The organism is Saccharopolyspora oryzae, assembly GCF_027853915.1.
GTDB lineage: Bacteria > Actinomycetota > Actinomycetes > Mycobacteriales > Pseudonocardiaceae > Saccharopolyspora > Saccharopolyspora oryzae.
Genome location: NZ_JAQGLA010000038.1, coordinates 14,172 through 38,112 on the forward strand (window position 1 = coordinate 14,172; position 23,941 = coordinate 38,112).

Sequence of the window (23,941 nt, forward strand, 5' to 3'; positions counted from 1 at the left end):
CGGAACGCCCTCGTAGACTGGCCTTTCCCCACCCCGCCGCGCTTACGATGCTGGCGTGACCGCTTTGGGCTACACCGCCCTGATCGCCGCTGTGCTCCTGGTGGGCGCTGCCGGCGGCTACGTCATCGCGCGACTCAGGTTCTACGGCCGCGGAAAACCCGAGGGCCCCACCGTCGCCGAGCTGCTGCAGCGGCTGGTGCACACCAGCGCCGGCGGCGTCGCCATCCTCAACAAGTTCGGCGACGTGGTGCTGCACAACCCCCGGGCCGACGAACTCGGCGTCATCCGCGACCACCGGGCCGACGAGCGCGCGCGCAAAGCCGCCGAGCAGGCCCTGGAGACCGGCGAAGCCGTACCCGTCGACCTCTCCCCGCTGACCGACCGCCCCGCCCTGCGCGGTCGCGGTCCCGCCGCGGTGCTCGGCGAGGTCCGCCCGCTGGGCGACGGCTTCGTCGTCGTCGACACCGCCGACGAGTCCGACTCGGTCCGCCTGGAGGCCACCCGCCGCGACTTCGTCGCCAACGTCAGCCACGAGCTCAAGACCCCGGTCGGGGCGCTCGCGCTGCTCGCGGAGGCGGTCCTGGACGCCGCCGACGATGCTGAAGAGGTGCGGCGCTTCTCCACCAAGATCCTGCACGAGTCGACCAGGCTGGGGACCCTGGTCTCCGAGCTGATCGCGCTGTCCCGGTTGCAGGGCGCCGAGCGGATGCCCGACCTGACCACCGTCGACGTGGACGCCGTGATCGAGGAGGCGCTGGGCCGCTGCCGGCTCGGCGCGGAGTCCGCCGGGATCGAGATCACCGTCGACGAGCCCACCGGCCACCTGCTGGACGGGGACCGGACGCTGCTGGTCACCGCGCTGACCAACCTGATCGACAACGCCGTGTCGTACTCGCCGCCGGACAGCCCGGTGTCGATCAGCCGCCGGCTGTCCGGGGACTTCGTGGAGATCGCGGTCACCGACCGCGGCATCGGCATCGAACCCGAGTACCACGAGCGCGTCTTCGAGCGGTTCTTCCGGGTCGATCCGGCCCGCTCCCGCGCCACCGGTGGCACCGGCCTCGGCCTGGCCATCGTCAAGCACGTCGCCGCCAACCACGGCGGCGAGGTCAAGCTCTGGAGCCGCACCGGTACCGGCTCCACCTTCACGCTCCGGGTGCCCAGGCACGGCGCTCGCACGACCGACGGCCAGCCGGCCGTCGAGCAGCCGGAACGGGCAGCGCTGCCCGCCCGGTCGACCAAGGACAGTGCCGACGGGGTCACAGCCGTCGAAACGGGAGGAGTCCGGTGACCAGGGTTCTGATCGTGGAGGACGAGGAGTCCTTCGCCGACCCGCTCGCTTTCCTGCTGCGCAAGGAGGGCTTCACGGCGGCAGTCGCGATGAACGGCGCGGAAGCGTTGGACGAGTTCGACCGCAACGGCGCGGACATCGTGCTGCTCGACCTGATGCTGCCCGGCATGAGCGGCACCGACGTGTGCAAGCAGCTGCGCCAGCGCTCCTCGGTGCCGGTGATCATGGTGACGGCGCGCGACAGCGAGATCGACAAGGTCGTGGGCCTGGAGCTGGGCGCCGACGACTACGTCACCAAGCCGTACTCGGCGCGCGAGCTGATCGCCCGGGTGCGCGCGGTGCTGCGCCGCCGCGGCGAGGCCGAGGAGCTGCAGCCGCAGGTGCTGGCCGCCGGGCCGGTGCGGATGGACGTGGAGCGGCACGTGGTGACCGTCGACGGCGCGGACGTCAACCTGCCGTTGAAGGAGTTCGACCTCCTGGAGTACCTGCTGCGCAACGTCGGCCGGGTGCTCACCCGCGCCCAGCTGATCGACCGGGTGTGGGGCGCGGACTACGTCGGCGACACGAAGACGCTGGACGTGCACGTCAAGCGGCTGCGCTCGAAGGTCGAACCGAACCCGGCCGATCCGCGCTACTTGATCACGGTGCGTGGCTTGGGCTACAAGTTCGAGGCGTGACCTCGATCGCGTGATCGGGAGCACGAGATGCGCCGGTCGAGCAGGTCCGAGGGCTGTTCGGGGTGCGCGGGTGGGCCGTTTGCGGGCCCACCCGGCCCCCGGTCGCGTGCGCAGCCGGTAATTTGTCGGTCATGCGCCTAGGGGTGCTCGACGTCGGATCCAACACCGTCCACCTGCTCGTGGTGGACGCACATCGTGGTGCCCATCCGACCCCGATGACATCGGACAAGTCCGTGCTGCGGCTGGCCGAGCGGATCGGCGCGCACGGCGGCCGCCTCAGCGAGGACGACGCCGCCGAGCTGGTCCGCACCGTCGCCGACGCCCAGGAGTCGGCGATCGCGGCCGGTTGCGAGGAGCTGATGGCCTTCGCGACCTCGGCGATACGCGACGCGGAGAACGCCGCCGAGGTGATCGACCAGGTGGCGGCCGAAACCGGCATCAAGCTGGAGGTGCTGCCGGGCGAGGACGAGGCCCGGTTCACCTTCCTCGCCGCACGCCGCTGGTTCGGCTGGTCCGCGGGCAACCTGCTGATGCTCGACATCGGCGGCGGCTCGCTGGAGCTGGCGATGGGCATCGACGAGCAACCCGACCTGGCGGTGTCGCTGCCGCTCGGCGCGGGGCGGATGGCCCGCACCATGCTGGGCGATCCGCCGCGGCAGAGCGAGGTCAAGAAGCTCCGCGAATGGCTGCAGGGCCAGCTCGCGCCCACCGCCAAGCAGTTCCGCAAGCTCAGCCGACCGGACCGGGCGGTGGCCAGCTCCAAGACCTTCCGGTCGCTGGCCAGGCTGACCGGCGCGGCCCCGGCCTCGGCCGGTCCGCGGGTGCCGCGCAGCCTCACCGACACCGGCCTGCGCCAGCTGATCTCGTTCATCACCCGCATGTCGTCGCAGGACCTGGCCGCCCTCGACGGGGTCAGCGCCGCACGGGCCCACCAGCTCGTCGGCGGTGCGCTGGTGGCGGAGGCCACCATGAAGGCCCTGGGGGTGAAGGAACTCGACATCTGCCCCTGGGCGTTGCGTGAAGGGGTGATCCTGCGGCGACTGGACCACACCAACGGAGACAGTCACACTGCCATCCAGGCCCGAGCGGCGTTGCGGCTCGCCGGGACCGAGGACGGAACTGGACGCCGGACGGAGCACGGGGCACGGTGGGAGCGATGAATCGGGACAGCGGGGCCGATCAGCCCACCCAGCGGACAGTGGCGGAGCTGCTGGCCGAGTACGGCAACAGCGGTGGCCAGAAGGGCAGCGGCAGCAGCAACCGCCGTCGGCGCAGGCGAGCCGAGGACCCGAGCGAGACCGCGCCGCAGGCGATCATCGAGCGGGTGCTGTCGGACAGCGGCCAGATGCGGGCCATCCAGCCCGACGCCGAGCCGCCGCAGCACCGCAGCCACCGGGTCACCGGTCGTCGACCGGCCACCCCGCCTCCCGCGGCCCAACCTCCGGCCGCTCAGCCCCCCGCTGCTCAACCGCCGGCCGCCCAGCCACCGGCCGGTCCGCCGCCGGCTGCCCAGCCGCCCGCGGCTCAACAGCCGCCGGCTCCGCCCGCGCCGCCTGCTCCGGAACCCGAGCAAGCCGCTCCCGGGGAAGCCGACGGCAACCAGGCCGGTGGCGCGAGCTACTGGGCCCAGCGGTTCGCCAGCGCCGCCGGCGGCAAGAAGCCCGCGCCCGCCCCGGTCGAGAAGCCCGCTCCGGCACCGGCAGCGGGCGATGCCGAGGCGACCATCCAGCAGCCCGCGTTGCGCGCTGACGCGCCGCCGGTGCCGCCCACGGTGACCAAGAAGCCCACACCGCCGCCTGAAGGCGTCACCGAGCAGCTGCCGCGCGTCGCAGCGCCCGCCGCCGCGCCGCGGCCGGACGCCGAGGGCACCGAGGTGCTGGCCGTTCCGCCGGCCCCGGTCGCCAAGCCGAAGCCGGAGCCGGTCGAGGAAGAGCCGAAGCGCGAGGACGAGGACCCGTACGACTTCGACTCCTTCGAGGAGCCGGAGGCGGAGTACGACGAGGACGACTACGACCCCGAGCTGCCCGCCGGGATGGACGCGGACGACTACCGCGACGAGGACGAGGAGGACGCCGAACCCCCGTCGCCCGCCAAGGAGTGGGGCACGCTGGCGCTGCAGGGCGTCGCCGGGCTCGTCGCCGGTGGTGCGGTCTGGTTCGGCTTCCGCTGGCTGTGGGGCTTCCACGCGCTGGCCGCGCTGGGTGCTGCGCTGCTGTTCACCGGTCTGCTGGTGCTGGTCGCGTGGAAGTTCCTGCGCAACAACGACCTGCAGACGATCCTGCTCGCGGTGCTCGTCGGCTTGTTCTGCACGGTGTCGCCGGCCGCGTTGCTGCTGATCAGCCACTAGCTCGCCCGGTCCTGGCGGACCGGGCCAGGACCGGATTTGGCAGACTCGCACCGGAAGCACCGCGGTGTGAGCTGCACGGCGTTTGCGGGCACCGCAGCGTGACCACCCAGCGATCGTCGGTCATTCTTGGCAGGACATGACAGTGCAACCGCCACCGCGCGAGGACGCCCCGGGACGCATCCCGGTCGGGTTGTCCAGCGCTTCGGTGTGGCCGCAGCCAGCCCGCGCTGCTTTCGAGATGGCCGCCGACCTCGGCTTCGACGGGGTCGAGGTGATGGTGTGGGCGGACGCGGTCAGCCAGGACGTCGACGCGCTGCACCGGCTGTCCGAGCAGCACGGGGTGCCGATCCTCGCGGTCCACTCGCCCTGCCTGCTGATCACCCAGCGGGTCTGGTCGCCGGAACCCGAAGAGCGGCTGCGCCGCGCAGTGGTGGCGGCCAGCGAGCTGGGTGCGTCCACAGTGGTCGTGCACCCGCCGTTCCGCTGGCAGCGCCGCTACGCCGACGGGTTCAACGAGCTCGTCGCGGAGCTGGAGGAGACCAGCGGCATCGCGGTCGCGGTGGAGAACATGTTCCCGCTGCGCCCGCCGAGCACGCTGAACCGGCTGCGCGGCGGGAAGGCGAGCGGGCTCTCGGCGTTCAAGCCGTCGCCGGACCCGACCGAGGTGGGCTTCCGCAACTACACGCTCGACGTGTCGCACGCCGCCGCCTCGCACGTGGACCCCATCGACCTGCTCAAGCGCATGAAGGGCGGTCTCGCGCACGTGCACCTGGCCGACGGGACGGGAGCACCTCGTGACGAGCACTTGGTGCCAGGGCAGGGGAATCAGCCCTGCGCCGAGATCTGCGAGGCCCTCGCGGCCGACGGCTACCAGGGGTCGGTGGTGCTCGAGATCAATACCCGCAAGGCCCGCAATCCCCAGCAACGAGCGGCATTGCTGTCCGAAGCCCTGCTCTTCGCCCGCCTCCACCTGCAGCCGCTGTCCTCGACCTGACCGGAATGATCAACTTCCGTCGAGTTCACTAGAATCAGTGAACATGAACACGTTGCGCGCATCGGTCGTCGAGCGCGGTCGACCACTGGACCGCATGTGACCGAGGCCCTGGACCCCTTCGCGGCGGCCACCTCGGTGCGCCCGCTCGGCGACGGCAGCTTCGTCGCCAACCTGCATCCGGAATGGGCCGTGGGCAGCCGACCGCACGGCGGTTACCTGCTCGCGCTGCTGACCAAGTCGCTCGGCGACCTGACCGGGCTCGATCCGCTGGCGGTCAGCGCGCAGTACCTGCGGCCGCCCAAGGTGGGACCGGTGCTGATCCGCACCGAGGTCCTCAAGGCTGGCAAGACGGTGACCGCGGCCCGGGCGGTGCTCGAGCAGAGCGGGAAGACCTGCGTCGACGCCACGATCACCCTCGGCAAGTCCCCGGAGGGCGAGCCGGCGTGGTCGCAGGTGCCCGAGATGCCGGTGAACCCGCCGTCGAACGCGATCGACCTCGGTACCGGCGAAGCCCGGAAGTTCTTCTCGCTGGCCGAGGTCTGCGACATGCGGCTGGACGCCGACACCGCGGAGTTCCTCGACGGCCGCACCGGACCGCCCCGGCTGCGGATGTGGGTCAAACCCCGGGAAGCCCAGCCGGACCTGCTGTTCGGCCTGGTCGCCGGAGACCTGGCGGTGCCGGTCACGCTGAACATGGCCCGCACCGGCTGGGCCCCGACGGTCCAGCTGACGGCCCTGCTCCGCACGCCCCCGGCCAACGGCTGGCTCCGCCTCGCGGTGGACTGCCGAGCGGTCCAGGGCAAGTGGTTCGACGAGGACGTCACGGTCGTGGACTCGGTGGGCCGCCTCGTCTGCCAAGCCCGCCAACTCGCCCTCTCCCCCTGACGAGTGACGCTCCGCCTGCCGTTCAGAACGGGGCACCGCGCCGGGTCGGTCCGCAGTTTCAATTGAAACTGTAAAACCCAGCCACGAGGAACCACAGTTTCCATTGAAACTGTGGTTCCTCCGCAGCCGAGACCGGATCCGGTGCGGGACACCGGAGATCCCTCGACCGGGTGGGTCAGGTGAGGTGGGTGATGTCGAGCTGGCCCTCGGAGTGCTGCTGGCGGAGGCGCTTCTTGTCGAACTTGCCGACGCTGGTCTTCGGGGCCTCCGCGATGAACGTCCAGTACTCCGGGACCTGCCACTTCGCCAGCGAGCCCGCCAGGAAGTCGCGCAGCTCCTCGGCGTCGGCCTGCTGGCCGTCGCGCAGCACCACCGCGACCAGCGGGCGCTCCGACCACTTCTCGTCCGGCACCCCGATCACCATCGCCTCGGCGACCGCCGGGTGGCCCATCACCTTGTTCTCCAGGTCCACCGACGAGATCCACTCGCCACCGGACTTGATCACGTCCTTGGCGCGGTCGGTGAGCTGCAGGAAGCCGTCCGGGGTGATGTACCCGACGTCGCCGGTGCGCAGCCAGCCGTCGTGGAACTTCTCCGGATCGTCGTCGCCGTAGTAGGAAGCGGTGATCCACGGCCCGCGGACCTCCAGCTCACCGACGCTCTCGCCGTCCCACGGCAGCACCTGCTCGTCGTCGCCGACCAGCCGCGCCCGCACGCCGGCGGGCAGCCGTCCCTGGCTGGACCGGTACTTCCACAGCTCGTCCCCGGTGACCCCGACCGGCGGCCGGGCCACGCTGCCCAGCGGCGAGGTCTCCGTCATGCCCCACGCGTGCAGCACCGGGATGTCGTACTGCTCCTCGAAGGTCTTCATCAGCGACGGCGGGCAGGCCGCCCCGCCCACCACGACCTCGTTCAGCGAGGACACGTCGTGCGGGTTCGCCGACAGGTACTGCAGCACGCCCTGCCAGATCGTCGGGACCGCCGCGGCCATCGTCGGACGCTCCGCCGCGGTCATCTTCACCAGCGGCTCGGGCTGCAGGAACCGGTCCGGCATGACGATCGAGGCGCCGACCATGAACGCCGCGTAGGGCAGCCCCCAGGACATCGCGTGGAACATCGGCACCACCGCCAGCGCGCGATCCGCCTGCGACAACGCCATCCCGTCGGTCATGCACACCTGCATCGAGTGCAGGTAGATCGAGCGGTGCGAGTAGACGACGCCCTTCGGGTTGGCCGTGGTGCCGGAGGTGTAGCACATCGCCGCCGCCGACCGCTCGTCCAGCTCCGGCCAGTCGAACTGCACCGGATGCCCGGCCAGCAGCTCCTCGTAGCCGTGCACCTCGACACCCCGCGGGGCCTCCAGCGCGGCCTTGTCGCCGCCCACGACGACCACGTGCCGCACCGTCTTGAGCTCGGGCAGCAGCTTGCCGAACAGCGGCAGCAGCGTGTGATCGACCAGCACCACCTCGTCCTCGGCGTGGTTGGCGACGTAGACCAGCTGCTCCGGGAACAACCGGATGTTCAACGTGTGCAGCACGGCGCCCATCGACGGCACCGCGAGGTAGGCCTCCAGGTGCTCGGCGTTGTTCCACATGAACGTGGCGACCCGCTGGTCACCGGTGATGCCCAGGCCGCGCAGCGCGTGCGCGAGCTGCGCCGCCCTGCGGCCGACGTCGGCGTAGCTGCGACGCCGCGCTCCCTCGCCGGTCCACGTGATGACCTGGCCAGATGCGCCGTGCGGGCCGGTGCCCTGTTCGAGGATCCGGGCGATCGAAAGGGGGCCGTCCTGCATCGTGCTGAACATGGTCAGAGCTCCTTCGGTCTGCATCGCATGGCCGTGGCGGGCGCTGTGGTGGCAGACACAGTAGCTGCTGTGATCGGGATTCGGGAGATCTCCGCACGTCGGGCAGCGGGCGGCTGATGTCGTTCGCGGAGCGTGTTCTGGCACCCTGAGCGGCATGACGACGATCGCCGTACTCGGAGCCGGAAAGATCGGGGAATCCCTGCTGACGGGCCTGCTCAAGGCCGGACGGGCCCCGGCGGAGCTGCTGTTCACCGAGCGGTTCGCGACCCGCGCGGCCGAGCTCACCAAGACCTACGGCATCACGCACGTGGACGTGGCCGCCGCTGTGCAGCGCGCGGACGTCATCGTCGTCGCCGTCAAGCCCCAGGACATCGAACCGCTGCTGGACGAGATGGCCCCGAACCTGCCGTCCGGCAAGCTCGTGGTGTCGCTGTGCGCGGGCCTGCCCACCAAGCTGTTCGAGCGGCGGCTGCCCGAGGGCACCGCGGTGGTCCGGGTCATGCCGAACACGCCGATGCTGGTCGGCGAGGCCATGAGCGCCATCTCCGGCGGCGCCCACGCCTCGGACGCGGACCTGGAGCTGGTCGAGGAGCTGCTCGGCAGCGTCGGCAAGGTGGCCCGGGTCCCGGAGAGCCAGCAGGACGCGGTCACCGCGCTGTCCGGCTCCGGCCCGGCGTACTTCTTCTACCTGGTCGAGGCGATGATCGACGCGGGCATCCTGCTGGGCATCCCGCGCGCCACCGCCGCCGACCTCATCGTCCAGTCCGCGGTCGGCGCCGCCGCGATGCTCCGCGAGGGCGGCGGACACCCGGTGATGCTGCGCGAGGCGGTCACCTCCCCGGCGGGCACCACCATCGCGGGCATCCGCGAGCTGGAGAAGCACGGTGTCCGGGCGGCCCTGATCGACGCCATCGAGGCAGCTCGCGACCGGTCCGTAGAGCTCGGCGCAGCCCACGACGACCACGACTGATCGACGGGCCAATACTCAGGTAATTCGGCCATCGCAGGTTCCCCAGCCGTCCCGCTACTCTCGATAGAGCACGTGCGTGAGGTTTCCGTCGGAGGGGAAGCCGACGGCGCGACACGTGCCGAAGGGCACGGTGAAGCATGTCTGCGAACTCCGAACCCAGCCAACAGGCACCTCCGAACATGGGCCAGGTGCGGTTCCTCACCGTCGCCGAGGTCGCCAAGCTGATGCGGGTGTCGAAGATGACGGTCTACCGGCTCGTCCACGCCGGCGAGCTGCCCGCAGCACGGGTGGGCCGGTCGTTTCGGGTGGCGGAAAAGGACGTCCACGCCTACTTGGAGAGCGCCTACTACAACGCGGGTTGACACAGGTCGACGGGCACCGCAGTCGATCGTCGCGCACCCTGCGCGGCGGTCGTCGAGCGGTGCCCGGCGGCGTTTCGAGGACCACGGCCGCAGGGCGCCGGACCTGGGCAGGTAAAGTTTTGGGTTGGTCGTGCCTGGTGCGCTCGTAGCGGCTGCACCGGCGCGGGAGACGTCCGAACCGTCAAGAGCGAAGGAGTCCGCATGGGCTCGGTCATCAAGAAGCGCCGCAAGCGCATGTCCAAGAAGAAGCACCGCAAGCTGCTCCGCAAGACGCGGGTCCAGCGACGCAAGTTGGGCAAGTGATCTAGCGCCCGCCGCCGACACGAGCTGTCGGCGGCGGTTTTTTGTCTGCAGAAGGGGTGTGGTCCCTTTGCGTGGCGGTGCGGGTGGCGGAACCTCAGACGCCGCCTGGACTGCGGGTGCCCTGACTTATGTATGACCAATACACGGCGTCAGGGCCGTCCTCGCCAGGCGACGTCTGAGAACCCGCGGCGGTGCCGGTTGCGAGGGTGGGCTATGCGCCTGGCGGCGCATGCGACCCTCGCCGCGCGGTGCCGGTCGTGCGTCGCAGTGCGGTTTACCGCTTGCTTGGCGACAGGTGATCGCGAGCCCCGTCTCGCTGCGTCGTCGTTCGGGTTCCCGTTGGTTACTTCGTTGTAGCTGTGCGTGGTGCCGTTGGCGGTAGCATCGGTCGCGCTGGGGTTGGTTCCGGTGCAGGGAGTCGAATGGGCCCGAACGTCGTGTTGGTGACCGGGGTCAGCCGCTTCCTGGGCGGGCACCTCGCCGCGCGGCTCGCCGCGAACCCCGCGATCGACCGGGTGCTGGGCGTGGACACCGTGCAGCCCGGGCGCGATCTGCTGCGGCGGATGGGGCGCACCGAGTTCGTCCGGGCCGACATCCGGAATCCCCTGATCGGCAAGGTCATCGCCGGCGCAGGCGTCGACACCGTGGTGCACGCGGCGGTCAACACCCACTCCGGACCCGCTGGGCGGGCCGTGGTGAAGGAGATGAACGTCATCGGCACCATGCAGCTGCTGGCCGCGTGCCAGCAGTCGCCGCAGGTGCGCAAGGTCGTCGTCCGCTCCACCTGCGCCGTGTACGGGTCGAGTTCGCGGGATCCCGCGGTGTTCACCGAGGAGATGGAGCCCAAAGACCTGCCGTCGTCCGGCTATGCCAAGGATGCGGTGGAGATCGAGGGCTACGTGCGTGGCTTCGGGCGGCGGCGCCCCGACGTGGACATCACCACGCTGCGGTTCAGCAACCTGATCGGTCCCCGCATCGACGCGATGCTCACCCGCTACTTCGCCCTGCCGGTGGTGCCGACCGTGCTCGGCTTCGACGCGCGGCTGCAGCTGCTGCACTCCGAGGACGCGCTGGCCGTGCTGGAGCGCGCAACGCTGGGCGAGCACCCGGGGGTGTTCAACGTGGCCGGGGACGGCGTGCTGATGCTGTCGCAGGCGATCCGGCGGGCCGGTCGCATCGCGCTGCCGCTGCCGAGCCCCGCGGTGCTGCCGGTGACGCAGTTCTTCCGCAGCGCGCGGGTGGTCGACTTCTCGTCGGAGCAGCTGCGCTACCTCAACTTCGGTCGGGTGCTGGACACGACCAGGCTCCGGGAGCAGTTCGGGTTCACCCCGCGCTGGACCACGCGGCAGGCGTTCGACGACTTCGTCAGCGGTCGCGGGCTGCGGCCGGTGGTGGACCCCGAAACCGTCCTGGCGGCCGAGCGCGGTGCCGGGGACCTGGTGATGAAGCTCGCGCGGGATGTGGAGTCGTGATGGCGGATGCGCAGGTGATCCCGCTGCGGGCAGCGGACCGGGAGCAGATCCCGGAGCCGACCGAGCCCGGGTGGGAGGACGCCGTCACCGAGGTGCTCGCCTTCGCCCGCCGCCGGCTGCTCGGCGACTACGAGGTCGACGAGTTCGGCTTCGACGCGGAGCTCACCGACGAGGTCTTCCTGCGGTTGCTGCGGCCGTTCTACGACAAGTGGTTCCGGGTGGAGGCCATCGGCGCCCACAACGTGCCAGGGGACAGCGGTGCGCTGGTGGTGGCCAACCACTCCGGCACGCTGCCGTGGGACGCGCTGATGACGACCGTCGCGCTGCACGACCACCACCCGGACTCGCGGCACCTGCGGATGCTCGGCGCTGACCTGGTGTTCCAGCTGCCGGTGCTCGGCGCGCTGGCCCGCAAGGCCGGGCACACGCTGGCCTGCAACCCGGACGCCGAGCGGCTGCTGACCAACGGCGAGCTGGTCGGCGTCTGGCCGGAGGGATTCAAGGGCATCGGCAAGCCGTTCAAGGACCGCTACAAGCTGCAGCGGTTCGGGCGCGGCGGATTCGTCTCGGCGGCGCTGCGCACGGGAGCGCCGATCGTGCCCTGCGCCATCGTGGGCGCGGAGGAGATCTACCCGAAGCTGGCCGACATCAAGCCGCTGGCCCGGTTGCTCGGGGTGCCGTACTTCCCGGTCACGCCGCTGTTCCCGCACTTCGGGCTGCTGGGCGCGGTGCCGCTGCCGTCGAAGTGGTACATCGAGTTCGGCGAGCCGATCGAGACGGCGTCCTACCCGGAGGGCGCGGCGGACGACCCGATGCTGGTGTTCAGCCTCAGCGACCAGGTCCGCGAGAACATCCAGCAGGCCCTCTACCGCCTGCTCTCCCAACGCACCAACGTCTTCCTCGGCTGATCGTCCGATTTCGGCCCGTCCCGACACGCCGACACCTGTGGACAAGTCCCGGGTCCTGTGGAGAACTTCCGCAATTTCAATGGAAATCAGACATCCGATTTCCATTGAAATTGCGGATCCCGGAGCCGGACGGCTGGTCGGGGCGGGGATTGTACGGCTGGGGCGGGCTTGGCGCCGCGTTGCGGCGAGAGCCGAGGGTTGGTCTATTTGGGCTGGTAGACGCGCTTTGCGTTGGTGGTCGAGCGCGGCTTTCGCCCAGGTTTCCCGACCTACAGCCCCCTGGCGGTGGATGATGAGCTTCCCTTCCGGCTTCGGCGCGCAAGATCCCTTCGCCGATCTGCTCAACCGGTTCTTCGGCATGTCGCCGCGCACCTCGCCGCCGGCCGTGCAGCGGGTGCCGATCGGGCGGCTGCTCACCGAGTCCGCCACCGACCTGATCCGCCGCGCCTCCGCCCGCGCCGAGCAGGACGGCAGCGATGACCTGGACACCGAGCACCTGCTCTGGGCCGCCACCCAGGTCGACGCGACGCGCAAGCTGCTGGAGCAGGCCGGAGCGGAACCGGACCACCTGGCCGAGCGGATCGCCGAGATCCTGCCCGGCGAGAGCACCCAGCCGTCGGCGAACCCCGGCCTGACCCCGGCGGCCAAGCGGGTGCTGATCGGTGCGCACGCCCGGTCGCAGGCCGTCGGCGCCTCCTACATCGGCCCGGAGCACATCCTCGCCGCGCTGCTCGACGACCCGGACGCGGCTTCGGTGCGGCTGCTGGACACGCAGGAGATCAACACCGACCGGCTCCGCGACCGCGTCGAGCGCTCCGCCGCGGCGGAAGGCACCCCGGCCGCGCCGAGCAGCGAAACCCCGACGCTGGACGAATACGGCCGCGACCTCACCGCCGAGGCCCGCGCGGGCAAGGTCGACGTCGTGGTCGGCCGCGGCGACGAGATCGAGCAGACCGTCGAGATCCTGTCCCGGCGCAGCAAGAACAACCCGGTGCTGATCGGAGAACCCGGCGTCGGCAAGACCGCGATCGTGGAGGGCATCGCGCAGCGCATCGTGTCCGGCGACGTCCCGGAAACGTTGCAGGACAAGCGGGTCGTCGCGCTCGACATGACCGGTCTGGTGGCCGGTGCGCAGTACCGCGGCGAGTTCGAGCAGCGGCTGAAGAAGGTCATCGACGAGGTCCGCGAGGCGGAGGGCTCGGTGATCCTGTTCATCGACGAGATGCACACCGTGGTCGGCGCGGGCGCGGCCGAGGGCAGCATGGACGCGGGCAACATCCTCAAACCCGCCCTGGCGCGCGGAGAACTGCACGTCGTCGGCGCCACCACCATCGACGAGTACCGCAGGCACGTGGAGAAGGACGCCGCGCTGGAGCGCCGCTTCCAGCCGGTGATGATCCCGGAGCCGACGGTCGAGGAGACCATCCAGATCCTGGAAGGCCTGCGCGACTCCTACGAAGCGCACCACGGCGTGCGGTTCACCGACGAGGCGCTGGCCGCCGCCGCGACGCTGTCCGACCGCTACATCAGCGACCGGTTCCTGCCGGACAAGGCCATCGACCTGATCGACCAGACCGGCGCGCGGGTGCGGCTGCGGATGCTGCACCGCAGCACCGGGACCCGCGAGCGCGAGGACGAGATCGCCAAGCTGCGCCGGGAGAAGGACCAGGCCGTCGCCGCCGAGGAGTTCGACCGGGCTGCCGAGCTCAAGCACCGGATCGAGGTCGCCGAAGGCGAGCTGGCCGGGATCGCCGAGCGGCGGGAGGGCATCACCGACGTCACGGTCCAGGACATCGCCGAGGTGCTGTCCAAGCGCACCGGCATCCCCGTCTCGCAGCTGACCGAGAGCGAGAAGGAACGGCTGCTCAAGCTCGAGGAGGCGATGCACGACCGCGTCGTCGGCCAGGACGAGGCGGTCACCGCGGTGGCCGAGGCGGTGCGGCGCAGCCGGGCCGGGATGGGCGATCCGAACCGGCCGATCGGCTCGTTCCTGTTCCTCGGCCCCACCGGCGTCGGCAAGACCGAGCTGGCCAAGACGCTCGCCGAGATGCTCTTCGGCGACGAGCACCGGCTGATCCGGTTCGACATGAGCGAGTTCCAGGAGCGGCACACGGTGTCCCGGCTGCTCGGCGCGCCGCCCGGCTACGTCGGCTACGAGGAGGCCGGGCAGCTGACCGAGAAGGTCCGCAGGCAGCCCTACAGCGTGCTGCTGTTCGACGAGATCGAGAAGGCGCACCGGGACGTGTTCAACGCGCTGCTGCAGGTGCTCGACGACGGCCGGCTCACCGACGCGCAGGGCCGCACCGTGGACTTCCGCAACACCGTGGTGATCATGACCAGCAACATCGGTGCCCAGCGGATCCTCGCGCACGAGGGGCCGGTGGAGGACATCCGCGATCAGCTGATGGACGACCTGCACGGCGGCTTCGCGCCGGAGTTCCTCAACCGCATCGACGACATCATCATCTTCCACCGGCTCGCCCAGGACGACCTGTCGCACATCGTCGACCTGCTGCTGGACCGCAGCAAACGGCTCCTGCACGCGCAGGAGGTCGACCTGGAGGTCACCGACGAAGCCAAGCGCTGGCTCACCAAACGCGGCTACCAGCCGGAGTTCGGCGCCCGGCCGCTGCGCCGCACCATCCAGTCCGAACTGGACAACCGGATCTCCAAGCTGCTCCTCGGCGGCGAGGTCCAGCCGGGCGACACCATCCTGGCCTCCATCGAGGACGACGACCTCATCTGCACCCTCGCCCGCCCCTCGGTCCCCGAACAACAAGCCGGGAACCGGGAACAGGAATCCACGGCCGTGTGATGCCCGGTGACCGCAGTTTCAATTGAAACTGCGGATCCCAGGCACGGCGGATCACAGTTTCACTTGAAACTGTGGTTCCCGAACCGGGCACGACCACCCGGATTGATGACGCGCGGGGTTCGGGAGTGCGGGGGTCGGGACCTCGTGCGGAGGATGGTTCATGAGCGTCTTTCCGGAGGAACCCGCGCAGCTCGGGCTGCGGCTGGCGAAGATGGCGTGGCAGTCGATCCTGGTGGTCGGGCTCTGCTCGCTCGTGGTGGGCGTGCTGGCCCTGGTGTGGCCCGCCGCGACGTTGCTCGTGGTGGGCGCCCTGTTCGGCATCTACCTGCTGGTCAGCGGGGTCCTGCAGATCATCGCCGCGTTCGGCACGCACACCGCGGTGGCCCTCCGCGTGCTGGCGTTCGTCAGCGGTGCGCTGTCGATCCTGCTCGGGTTGCTGTGCTTCCGCGGCGAGATGCAGTCGATCCTGCTGCTGGGCCTGTGGATCGGGATCGGCTGGCTGTTCCGCGGCGTCACGGAGATCACCGCGTCGGCGGTCGACCGCGACATGCCCGCGCGCGGCTGGCGGATCTTCCTCGGCGTCCTCACCGCGCTGGGCGGGGTGGTGCTGATCGTGTCGCCGCTGGCGTCGGTCGCGCTGCTGGTGCTGTTCGGCGGGATCTGGCTGGTGGTGGTCGGCGTCGTGGAGATCATCACCGCGTTCCGCATCCGCAGCGCCGCCAAGCGGGTCGCGTCGACCTGAGCTCGGCTCGTCCGGGCGCGTCGGGTGGGGTGCGCCCGGCCGGACGGGTCGGTGCGGCGGGCGGGGATGACGCCGCACCGGCCCGGGTTCTCCACCGCGCCGGTGTCGGTCCGCGCGCCTAGCCTGCAAGGGGCCAGAGTTCGAGCGAAGGGGGATCCCCGGTGTCTTCTCGTCTCAACCCGTACATCAGCTTCGACGGAACCGCCCAGCAGGCGATGGAGTTCTACCAGGGCGTTTTCGGCGGGAACCTGCGGACCAGCACCTACGGCGACGCCGGTGTCGGCGAAGCGGGCGAAGCCGACAAGATCATGCACGCGATGCTGGAGAACGACCGCGGCTTCACGCTGATGGCCGCGGACGTCCCGGCCGGCATGGAGCACAAGCCCGGCAACAACATCTCGGTGAGCCTCACCGGCAACGACGACGCGGAACTGCGCGGCTACTGGGAGAAGCTCTCAGCGGACGGCGTCATCGCGGTCCCGCTCGAGAAGCAGATGTGGGGCGACGTCTTCGGCATGTGCACCGACCGCTTCGGCATCACGTGGATGGTCGACATCAGCCCCAGCTGACCCCGGTCCCCGCAAATTCAATGGAAATCAGGTCCACGATTTTAATGGAAATTGGACGTCTGATTCCCATTGAACTTGCATCCGGTACGGCCTTTGACCGCGAGGCATGACCGGCGCCGTGCGGTGAGAGTCGCATGCGCCGCAGGCGCATAGCCCACCCTCGCAGCTTGCGCCGCCGCGGGTTCTCAGCGTTCGCCTGGCGAGGACGGCCCGGCTGCCGTGTATTGGCATACATAAAGTCGGGCACCCGCAGTCCAGGCGGGCGCTGAGGTTCCGCTACCCGCACCGCCACGCAGGACGAGGATGGAAAAACCTCAATGCGGGTCAGGAGCGGTCGCGGCGGCGGTAGGCGAGGCCTGCTGCGATCGCTCCGGCGATGGCGCTGGCGCCGAGCATCGAGTTCAGGCCGATGCGCGCCGCCTTGCGGCCGGTGCGGAAGTCGCGGACCTCCCAGGCGCGGGCGCGGGCGATGTCGCGGAGCCGCTGGTCCGGGTTCACCGCCACCGCAGTGCCGACCACCGACAGCATCGGGATGTCGTTGGCCGAGTCCGAGTACGCCGTGCAGCGGCGCAGGTCCAGGCCCTCGCTGGCCGCCAGCGCGCGCACCGCGTGCGCCTTCGCCCGCCCGTGCAGCATCTCGCCGACCAGACGTCCGGTGTAGACGCCGTTCTCGCTCTCCGCGACCGTGCCCAGCGCGCCGGTCAGGCCGAGGCGGCGCGCGATGATCTGCGCCAGCTCGACCGGCGTCGCGGTCACCAGCCAGACCCGCTGCCCGGCGTCCAGGTGCATCTGCGCCAGCGCCCGGGTGCCCGCCCAGATCCGGTCGGCCATCAGCTCGTCGTAGATCTCCTCGCTGAGCTCCACCAGCTCGGAGACCTTGCGGCCGGCCACGAACGACAGCGCCTGCTCGCGGCTGGCCTGCATGTCCTGGTGGTTCTCCGTGCCGCCGACCCGGAACTTCAGCTGCTGCCAGGCGAACCCGGCGAGGTCGGTGGCGGTGAGGAACTTGCGGGCGGCAAGTCCGCGGGCGAAGTGGAACAGCGAGGCGCCCATCATCATCGTGTTGTCGACGTCGAAGAACGCCGCCGCGGTGAGATCGGGCGGAGTGGCCAGCGAGCCGTCCGGGCCGGGGGCCGCGGCGACGGCGGCTTCCGCTGAAGCGCGACCGGCCACCTTCGCGCTGTCGACCTGCCCGGTCGTGCGCAGGCCGCGCTGCTCCGCGTCATCGGCCGAGCCCTGACGTGTCGGCACCGCCGCGCCTCCCTGGGGTCCTCCGGAGTGTTCGTGCGAAAGTTCCTGGTCTTGCCGACCCTGGGCCGTTCGGCTCAGCAGGCTTCTAGCTTAGAGCCTGTCGGCAACCACCTTTGCGCACCTCCGGCAGGCGCGGCAACGACTCAGCGGAGATCGTCCGGCAGCAGCTGCGCCAAGCGGCGGATCGCCCGGTGCTGCAGCGCCTTCACCGCCCCCTCGTTGCGCTGCATCGCGGCCGCGGTCTCGGTGACCGACAGGCCCTGCAGGAACCGCAGCCGGATGCACTCCCGCTGGTCGGGGTTGAGCTGGCGGACGCAGCGCAGCAGCTCGTGGTGGGTGGCCTCGGTGAGCACGTGCTGCTCGGGTCCGAAGTGCGCGCGGTGGGTCGGGAGGTTGTCGGTCCAGTCCGAGGTGGGGATCTCCAGCCGGTACCGGCTGGACTTGATGTGGTCGAGGATCAGGTTCTTCGCGATGGTGATGAACCAGGCGGCCACGTCGCGGCCCTGGTAGCTGATCGAGGCGATCCGGCGCAGCGCGCGCAGGAAGGTCTCGCTGGTGATGTCCTCGGCCAGGCAGTGGTCGCTGACCCGGAAGAGCACGTAGCGGTAGACGGTCTGGGCGTACTCGTCGTAGAGGTGCCCGAAGGCGTCGTTGTCGCCCTGCTGGGCTGCGCTGACGTAGGCCCAGTTGCCCGTGATCGGGGCGAGCGGGGTCTCGACGCGGCGGGCGACTTCCGGGGCGGGGGGTGCGAGCGCGTTGGGGCTGCTCATCTCTTGCGACCTCCTGCCTTCGTTGGCGGGCCGGTTCCCGGTGCTCGGGGGAGACGCACCAGGTCCGGCGTCATGTCGCGGTGTCCTGGCGGACACCCTCCTCCGGTGGCCGAGCGAGCAGTCGTTCGTGGCGGTGTCGGGGTCGCTCGTTCGGGCCCCAGGTGCATCTGGTTTGCGCCCGGGGCGTGGGCGTTGGAGCAGCAGCATACGTGTTGTTACTCAGAAGTAGGTAGTGCAACGCGGTGATCGTGTCGTCACGCAGCGTGTCGACGAGCGTCCGCCGGGCTCGCTCCAAGAGGTGATTTTGGACACTTGACCAGCGGTGTTCGGTGCACGGTCCGAGGTGCCCGGCTGGGTACCGTGAAGCCCTGGAAAACGGCTCGAATCTTTCCCCTGGAGCGGCGGTATGCACCAAGTGACCGTGATGACCCGCGACGGCTGCCACGCGTGCGACGACGCGATCGCCGACGTGCGCCGGATCTGCGCTGAGCTCGGCACCACGTGGTCCGCGCAGGACGTCGACGCCGATCCGGAACTGCGCGCTGAGTACGGTGACCGGGTCCCGGTGATCTTGATCGACGGCGACGAGCACGGCTTCTGGCGGGTCGAGGAGGAGCGCTTCCGGCGCGCCCTGGCCGACTGAGGACGAGCTCGCCCGCCGCGACGCCCGTCACGTGCCCTGGACCACGCGTTTTGGCACGTCGGGGGGCTATCGGCAATGATGGCGGGGAAGGTTTGCGCCTCCGGGCCGATACGACCGCGACGACTTTGTGCATGCGTTCACAAGTGGTTACGGTGTAGGGGTCCGGCCGCCGGAACTCCGGTGCGGATCAGCGGACCAGGTGCCGTCCGCGGCCCCGGGCCGAAGCCGCCGAGGAGCAAACCCGGTCGGTGTCGGTGCTCCCCGCCTGCGGATGAGTCGGGAAGTCGACGACCACGACAGCCACCCGCGGCGGAGCGGCGGGTGGACAGGTGAGCGAGCAGGGCGAGGGAGATCCAGCGTGACGGCCCACGGAGCGGACGTGCAGGACGGAGACGGGCAGGCCGAGGCCGATTCCCGGATCGAGTCCAAGCAGTCGGTCGAGGTGCCCGCGGCTCGGGAGCGAGCCCGCGCGATCCCGGAAGCCGCCGTCGCTCGCCTCGCGGTCTACCTGCGCGCCCTCTCCGGCCTGTCCGAGCAGGACATCACCACGGTCTCCAGCGATGAGCTGGCCGCGGCCGCAGGCGTCAACTCGGCGAAGCTCCGCAAGGACCTCTCCTACATCGGCTCCTACGGCACTCGCGGTGTCGGCTACGAGGTCGCTGTGCTCATCGGGCAGATAGAGCGCACCCTCGGCCTGACCCGCAAGCACAGCGTCGCGGTGGTCGGCATCGGAAACCTCGGCCACGCGCTGGCCAACTACGGCGGCTTCCCGGGGCGCGGCTTCCCGGTGTCGGCGCTGTTCGACCTGGACCCCGACCTGGTCGGCGTGCCGGTCGGCGGCATCCCGGTGAGCCACATCGACGACATCGTCGAGGTGTGCTCCGAGCGGGAGGTCACCATCGGCGTGATCGCCACTCCCGTGCAGGGCGCCCAGGAGGTCTGCGACCGTTTGGTCGCCGGTGGCGTCTCGTGCATCCTGAACTTCGCGCCGGTCGTGCTGCAGGTCCCGGAGGACGTCGAAGTCCGCAAGGTCGACCTGGCGGTGGAGATGCAGATCTTGTCGTTCCACGTGGCCCGGCGCCAGCAGGAAGCAGCCGCGCAGTCCGAAGTGGACGGTGCGGACCTGGGGCCGCCGGGCACCACCGGCGAACAGGTGTCAGGCGAGGTCGAATCGGCGAACAGGATGGTGGAACGGCTGTGAACCTGCTCACCGTCGGGATTTCCCACCGCAGCGCCCCGGTCCGGGTGTTGGAGCGGGTCTCGATCAGCGGCGACGAAGTCCGCAAGATCCTTGACGAACTGCTGCAGCAGGACCACGTGTGCGAGGCCTTCGTGATCTCGACCTGCAACCGGGTCGAGGTGTACGCGATCGCGGAGACCTTCCACGGTGGCCTGGACGACGTCAGCTCGGTGCTGACCAGGCACGCCGGCGCGGACTTCCGGGAGCTGTCCGACCACCTCTACGTCTACTACGCCGGCGCCGCCGTCGAGCACTTGTTCTCGGTGGCCGCCGGGCTGGACTCGATGGTCGTCGGCGAGGCGCAGATCCTCGGCCAGCTGCGGCAGGCTTACGGCACCGCGGACGAGAACGGCACCGTCGGCAAGGCGCTGCACGAGCTGTCCCAGCAGGCGCTGCGCGTCGGCAAGCGGGTGCACAGCGAGACCGGAATCGATGCCGAAGGCGCGTCGGTGGTCTCCGAGGCCCTCGCCGACGCCGAGGTGGCGCTGGACGGCCTGGCCGGACGCAGCGCGCTGATCGTCGGCGCGGGCTCGATGGGCGGTCTGGCCGCCGCGCAGCTCAAGCGCGCCGGCATCGGCGAGGTCGTGATCGCCAACCGCACGCCCGCCAACGGCGAGCGGCTGGCCGAGTCGCTGCGCTCCGACGGCATCGACGCGCGCACCGCGGACCTCAGCGACCTCTCCGGCGCGATCGCCGCGACCGACCTGCTGGTGGCCTGCACCGGTGCGATCGGTGCAGTGGTGACCTCCGACGTGGTCTCGGCCGCGCTGGCGCAGCGCGACGAGCGGCCGCTGCTGTGCTGCGACCTCGGACTGCCCCGCGACATCGACGCCGACGTGGCCGAGCTGCCCGGCGTCACCGTCGTCGACCTGGCGAGCCTGCAGCAGCGGCTCGCCGACCGGCAGGGCGGCAACGAATCCGAGCGCGCCGCCCAGATCGTCGCCGAGGAACTGCGCGGCTACCTCGCCGCGCAGCGCTCGGCAGAAGTGACCCCGACCGTGACCGCGCTGCGCAAGCGCGCCGCCGAGGTGGTGGACAGCGAGCTGCTGCGGCTGGACTCGCGCCTGCCCGAGCTCGACGGCGGCGTGCGCGACGAACTGGCGCGCACCGTCCGCCGCGTGGTGGACAAGCTGCTGCACGCCCCCACGGTGCGGGTCAAGGAACTGGCGTCGGTGCCGGGCGGAGCCGGTTACGCCGACGCGCTCCGAGAACTCTTCGAACTCGATCCGCAGACCACCGCGGTGCTCGGTGCCCCGCAGGCCGACGAAGGCCTGCCCGGGACCACCGTCGCGCAGGCGCTGATGCGCGATCGAGCGCGACAAGACGGGGAGGACCGTTGAACAAGACCCTCCGCATCGGCACCCGCGGCAGCGCTCTCGCGATGGCGCAGAGCTCGCAGGTCGCCGAGCAGCTGGAGAAGGCGGGTTACCCGACCCAGCTGGTTTCCGTGAAAACGCCCGGCGACCTGTCGATGGCGCCGATCGCCGAGATCGGCGTGGGCGTGTTCACCTCGGCCCTGCGCGAAGCGCTGGCCAACAACGAGGTGGACGTCGCGGTGCACTCCTTCAAAGACCTGCCGACCGAACCGGACCCCCGGTTGTCGCTGGCTGCTGTCCCGCTCCGGGAGGACCCGCGGGACGCGCTGGTGGCACGGGACGGTCTGACGCTCGGCGAACTGCCCCCGGGCTCCGTTGTGGGCACCGGTTCGCCGCGACGCGCCACCCAGCTCCGGGCCCTCGGCCTGGGCCTGGAGGTGCGCAGCATCCGCGGCAATGTGGACACCCGCCTGCGCAAGGTGACCGACGGCGAGCTGGACGCCGTCGTCCTCGCCCGCGCCGGCCTGGCCCGAGTGGGCCGGCTCGAGGTGATCACGGAAACGCTCGATCCACTGCAGATGCTGCCCGCGCCCGCTCAAGGCGCGCTCGCAGTGGAATGCCGCGTCGACGACGTGGACACCGAGCACCTGCTGCAGTCCGTTTTGGACGATCAGGCCAGCCGCGCCGCGGCGGCCGCCGAGCGCGGCATGTTGAACGCGCTCGAAGCGGGCTGTAGCGCGCCGGTCGGCGCGCTGGCCGAAGTGGTGGAGGACCTCGACGAGGACGGGCGCGTGGCGCTGCGGCTGTCCCTCCGCGGGGTGGTGGCGGCCGACGACGCTCGGTTGGTCCGCGCCTCCGCCACTGGTGAGACGACCGCCGCTGACCAGCTGGGCCGTGAATTGGCCGCCCAGCTGATCGAAGCTCGAGCCGCACTGCTCAGCGGCCCGAGCAGTAGTTGATGGGGAGTGCCCTGATGACCCGAGCACGCAAGAACCCCGGACGGATTGCATTCGTGGGCTCCGGACCCGGTGACGCCGGGCTGCTCACCGTTCGGGCCCGGGATGCGATCACCCGCGCCGCCCTGCTGGTGACCGACCCGGACGTTCCCGCTGACATCGTCGGCCTGGCCGCGGACGGCGCCGAAGTGCGCCCCGCCGTGGGTGACCCGGCCGACGTGGCCAAGGACCTGGCCAACGAGGCGTCCACCGGACGCAGCGTGGTGCGCCTGGTCGCCGGGGACCCGCTGACCGCCGACGCGGTGGTCCGCGAGGTCCAGGAGGTCGCCAAGACCGGTGCCGCGTTCGACGTGGTCCCGGGTGTCGCCGGTGGCAGCGCGGTTCCGGCTTACGCCGGTGTCGCGCTCGGCGCCGCGCACACCGAGGTGGACGTCCGCGGCGACGTGGACTGGGCGGCCCTGGCCGCCTCGCCCGGCGCGCTGGTGCTGCACACCACCGGCAGCCACCTGGCCGAGGCCGCGTCCCGACTGGTCGAGCACGGCAAGGCCGCGACCACGCCGGTCGCGGTGACCGCCTCCGGCACCACGGTGCAGCAGCGCACGATCGACACGACGCTGGCCTCGCTGGCCGCCGACGCCGGTGAGCTGCAGGGCCACCTGGTGGTGACCATCGGCGAGGTCGTGTCCGACCGCAGCAAGCTCTCCTGGTGGGAGTCGCGCGCCCTGTACGGCTGGAAGATCCTGGTGCCGCGCACCAAGGAGCAGGCCGGCGTGATGAGCGAGCGCCTGTGGTCGCACGGCGCCGTCTCGCACGAGGTGCCGACGATCTCCGTGGAGCCGCCGCGCAGCCCCGCGCAGATGGAGCGCGCGGTCAAGGGCCTGGTCGACGGCCGCTACCAGTGGGTGGTGTTCACCTCGGCGAACGCCGTCAAGGCGGTGTGGGAGAAGTTCGGCGAGTTCGGCCTGGACGCCCGCGCGTTCTCCGGCGTGAAGATCGCCTGCGTCGGCGAGGCCACCGCGGAGCGGGTGCGCGAGTTCGGGATCATCCCGGAGCTGCTGCCCTCCGGTGACCAGTCCAGCGAAGGCCTGCTGCAGGACTTCCCGCCGCACGACGACGTGCTGGACCCGGTGGACCGGGTGCTGCTGCCGCGCGCGGACATCGCCACCGAGACGCTGTCGGCAGGCCTGCGCGAGCGCGGCTGGGAGGTCGACGACGTGACGGCCTACCGCACCGTCCGCGCCGCGCCGCCGCCCGCCGAGACCCGCGAGATGATCAAGACGGGCGGGTTCGACGCGGTGTGCTTCACCTCGTCGTCCACGGTCCGCAACCTGGTCGGCATCGCGGGCAAGCCGCACGCCCGGACGCTGGTCGCCTGCATCGGCCCGAACACGGCGGAGACGGCCAAGGAGTTCGGCCTGCGGGTCGACGTCCAGCCGGAGGTCCCGCGCGTCGAGGACCTGGTGGACGCCCTGGCCGAGCACGCGGCCCGGCTCCGCGCCGAAGGCGCCCTGCCGCCCCCGCGCAAGGCCAAGCGAGCCCGCCGCAGCTGACGAGCTGACCCGAAGGGCGCCGTCGACCCCGGTCGAAGGCGCCCTTCGGCGTTCTCCCAGCTCGTGGCGGTGGAGA

At 70.8% G+C, this 23,941-nt stretch carries 22 protein-coding genes; 19 read left to right on the forward strand and 3 right to left on the reverse strand.

Annotated elements, in window-relative coordinates; genetic code table 11:
- The first annotated feature begins 55 nt into the window (after window positions 1–55).
- The 6 genes from OU415_RS21660 to OU415_RS21685 all read left to right on the forward strand — a co-directional run bounded on the left by OU415_RS21660 (window position 56) and on the right by OU415_RS21685 (window position 6,194).
- On the forward strand, window positions 56–1,291 hold the full coding sequence (locus OU415_RS21660; protein ID WP_408641887.1) for a sensor histidine kinase: 1,236 nt from the start codon (window positions 56–58) through the stop codon (window positions 1,289–1,291).
- Window positions 1,288–1,968 (forward strand): response regulator transcription factor, encoded by a 681-nt coding sequence (locus OU415_RS21665; protein WP_270950765.1) that lies wholly within the window; start codon window positions 1,288–1,290, stop codon window positions 1,966–1,968. Before OU415_RS21660 ends, OU415_RS21665 begins: the two co-directional genes overlap by 4 nt.
- A gap of 131 nt (window positions 1,969–2,099) precedes the next feature.
- Window positions 2,100–3,128: a Ppx/GppA phosphatase family protein gene (locus tag OU415_RS21670; RefSeq protein WP_270950766.1), complete on the forward strand. Its 1,029-nt coding sequence runs from the start codon at window positions 2,100–2,102 to the stop codon at window positions 3,126–3,128.
- Window positions 3,125–4,315: a hypothetical protein gene (locus OU415_RS21675; protein WP_270950767.1), complete on the forward strand. Its 1,191-nt coding sequence runs from the start codon at window positions 3,125–3,127 to the stop codon at window positions 4,313–4,315. Before OU415_RS21670 ends, OU415_RS21675 begins: the two co-directional genes overlap by 4 nt.
- 136 nt (window positions 4,316–4,451) lie before the next feature.
- The gene (locus tag OU415_RS21680) at window positions 4,452–5,309 is read left to right on the forward strand and encodes a sugar phosphate isomerase/epimerase family protein (protein WP_270950768.1); all 858 of its coding nucleotides are present in this window, start codon (window positions 4,452–4,454) and stop codon (window positions 5,307–5,309) included.
- A gap of 96 nt (window positions 5,310–5,405) precedes the next feature.
- Window positions 5,406–6,194, forward strand: a complete 789-nt coding sequence (locus OU415_RS21685; RefSeq protein ID WP_270950769.1) for a thioesterase family protein — start codon at window positions 5,406–5,408, stop codon at window positions 6,192–6,194.
- A gap of 175 nt (window positions 6,195–6,369) precedes the next feature.
- On the opposite strand, the gene OU415_RS21690 is transcribed toward OU415_RS21685, so the two are convergent.
- Window positions 6,370–7,998: a long-chain fatty acid--CoA ligase gene (locus OU415_RS21690; RefSeq protein WP_270950770.1), complete on the reverse strand. Its 1,629-nt coding sequence runs from the start codon at window positions 7,996–7,998 to the stop codon at window positions 6,370–6,372.
- A gap of 154 nt (window positions 7,999–8,152) precedes the next feature.
- On the opposite strand from OU415_RS21690, the gene proC reads away from it, so the two are divergent.
- From proC to OU415_RS21730, 8 genes are all read left to right on the forward strand, one after another.
- Complete coding sequence (proC, locus tag OU415_RS21695; protein ID WP_270950771.1) at window positions 8,153–8,968, forward strand: pyrroline-5-carboxylate reductase; 816 nt, start codon at window positions 8,153–8,155, stop codon at window positions 8,966–8,968.
- A gap of 137 nt (window positions 8,969–9,105) precedes the next feature.
- The gene (locus OU415_RS21700; protein WP_150067011.1) at window positions 9,106–9,330 is read left to right on the forward strand and encodes a helix-turn-helix domain-containing protein; all 225 of its coding nucleotides are present in this window, start codon (window positions 9,106–9,108) and stop codon (window positions 9,328–9,330) included.
- A 201-nt stretch (window positions 9,331–9,531) separates the two neighbouring features.
- The gene (locus OU415_RS21705) at window positions 9,532–9,633 is read left to right on the forward strand and encodes a 30S ribosomal protein bS22 (RefSeq protein ID WP_010241351.1); all 102 of its coding nucleotides are present in this window, start codon (window positions 9,532–9,534) and stop codon (window positions 9,631–9,633) included.
- Between the two features lie 422 nt (window positions 9,634–10,055).
- On the forward strand, window positions 10,056–11,105 hold the full coding sequence (locus OU415_RS21710; RefSeq protein ID WP_270950772.1) for an NAD-dependent epimerase/dehydratase family protein: 1,050 nt from the start codon (window positions 10,056–10,058) through the stop codon (window positions 11,103–11,105).
- On the forward strand, window positions 11,105–12,013 hold the full coding sequence (locus OU415_RS21715; RefSeq protein WP_270950773.1) for a lysophospholipid acyltransferase family protein: 909 nt from the start codon (window positions 11,105–11,107) through the stop codon (window positions 12,011–12,013). The genes OU415_RS21710 and OU415_RS21715 overlap by 1 nt, the downstream gene beginning before the upstream one ends.
- Before the next feature lie 292 nt (window positions 12,014–12,305).
- Window positions 12,306–14,828, forward strand: coding sequence for an ATP-dependent Clp protease ATP-binding subunit (locus OU415_RS21720; RefSeq protein ID WP_270950774.1), 2,523 nt, complete (start codon window positions 12,306–12,308; stop codon window positions 14,826–14,828).
- 160 nt (window positions 14,829–14,988) lie between these two features.
- Window positions 14,989–15,570, forward strand: coding sequence for an HdeD family acid-resistance protein (locus OU415_RS21725; protein ID WP_270950775.1), 582 nt, complete (start codon window positions 14,989–14,991; stop codon window positions 15,568–15,570).
- A gap of 161 nt (window positions 15,571–15,731) precedes the next feature.
- Window positions 15,732–16,139: a VOC family protein gene (locus OU415_RS21730; protein ID WP_270950776.1), complete on the forward strand. Its 408-nt coding sequence runs from the start codon at window positions 15,732–15,734 to the stop codon at window positions 16,137–16,139.
- Window positions 16,140–16,463: 324 nt separating this feature from the next.
- Here OU415_RS21730 and OU415_RS21735 read toward each other — a convergent pair whose 3' ends face one another.
- Together OU415_RS21735 and OU415_RS21740 are read right to left on the reverse strand one after the other, a co-directional pair.
- Complete coding sequence (locus OU415_RS21735) at window positions 16,464–17,345, reverse strand: HAD family hydrolase (protein ID WP_270950829.1); 882 nt, start codon at window positions 17,343–17,345, stop codon at window positions 16,464–16,466.
- Between the two features lie 188 nt (window positions 17,346–17,533).
- On the reverse strand, window positions 17,534–18,160 hold the full coding sequence (locus OU415_RS21740; RefSeq protein WP_270950777.1) for a sigma-70 family RNA polymerase sigma factor: 627 nt from the start codon (window positions 18,158–18,160) through the stop codon (window positions 17,534–17,536).
- A 406-nt stretch (window positions 18,161–18,566) separates the two neighbouring features.
- Here OU415_RS21740 and OU415_RS21745 point away from each other — a divergent pair, with 406 nt between their 5' ends.
- The 5 genes from OU415_RS21745 to OU415_RS21765 all read left to right on the forward strand — a co-directional run bounded on the left by OU415_RS21745 (window position 18,567) and on the right by OU415_RS21765 (window position 23,865).
- A complete protein-coding gene (locus OU415_RS21745) occupies window positions 18,567–18,803 on the forward strand; it encodes a glutaredoxin family protein (RefSeq protein ID WP_270950778.1) in 237 nt (78 codons plus the stop codon).
- 358 nt (window positions 18,804–19,161) lie between these two features.
- Window positions 19,162–20,004, forward strand: a complete 843-nt coding sequence (locus OU415_RS21750; protein WP_270950779.1) for a redox-sensing transcriptional repressor Rex — start codon at window positions 19,162–19,164, stop codon at window positions 20,002–20,004.
- Complete coding sequence (locus tag OU415_RS21755; protein WP_270950780.1) at window positions 20,001–21,383, forward strand: glutamyl-tRNA reductase; 1,383 nt, start codon at window positions 20,001–20,003, stop codon at window positions 21,381–21,383. Before OU415_RS21750 ends, OU415_RS21755 begins: the two co-directional genes overlap by 4 nt.
- Entirely contained in the window at window positions 21,380–22,318 is a 939-nt protein-coding gene (gene hemC, locus OU415_RS21760) for a hydroxymethylbilane synthase (protein ID WP_270950781.1), read from the forward strand. Before OU415_RS21755 ends, hemC begins: the two co-directional genes overlap by 4 nt.
- A gap of 14 nt (window positions 22,319–22,332) precedes the next feature.
- Entirely contained in the window at window positions 22,333–23,865 is a 1,533-nt protein-coding gene (locus OU415_RS21765; protein ID WP_270950782.1) for a bifunctional uroporphyrinogen-III C-methyltransferase/uroporphyrinogen-III synthase, read from the forward strand.
- Window positions 23,866–23,941 lie beyond the last annotated feature (76 nt).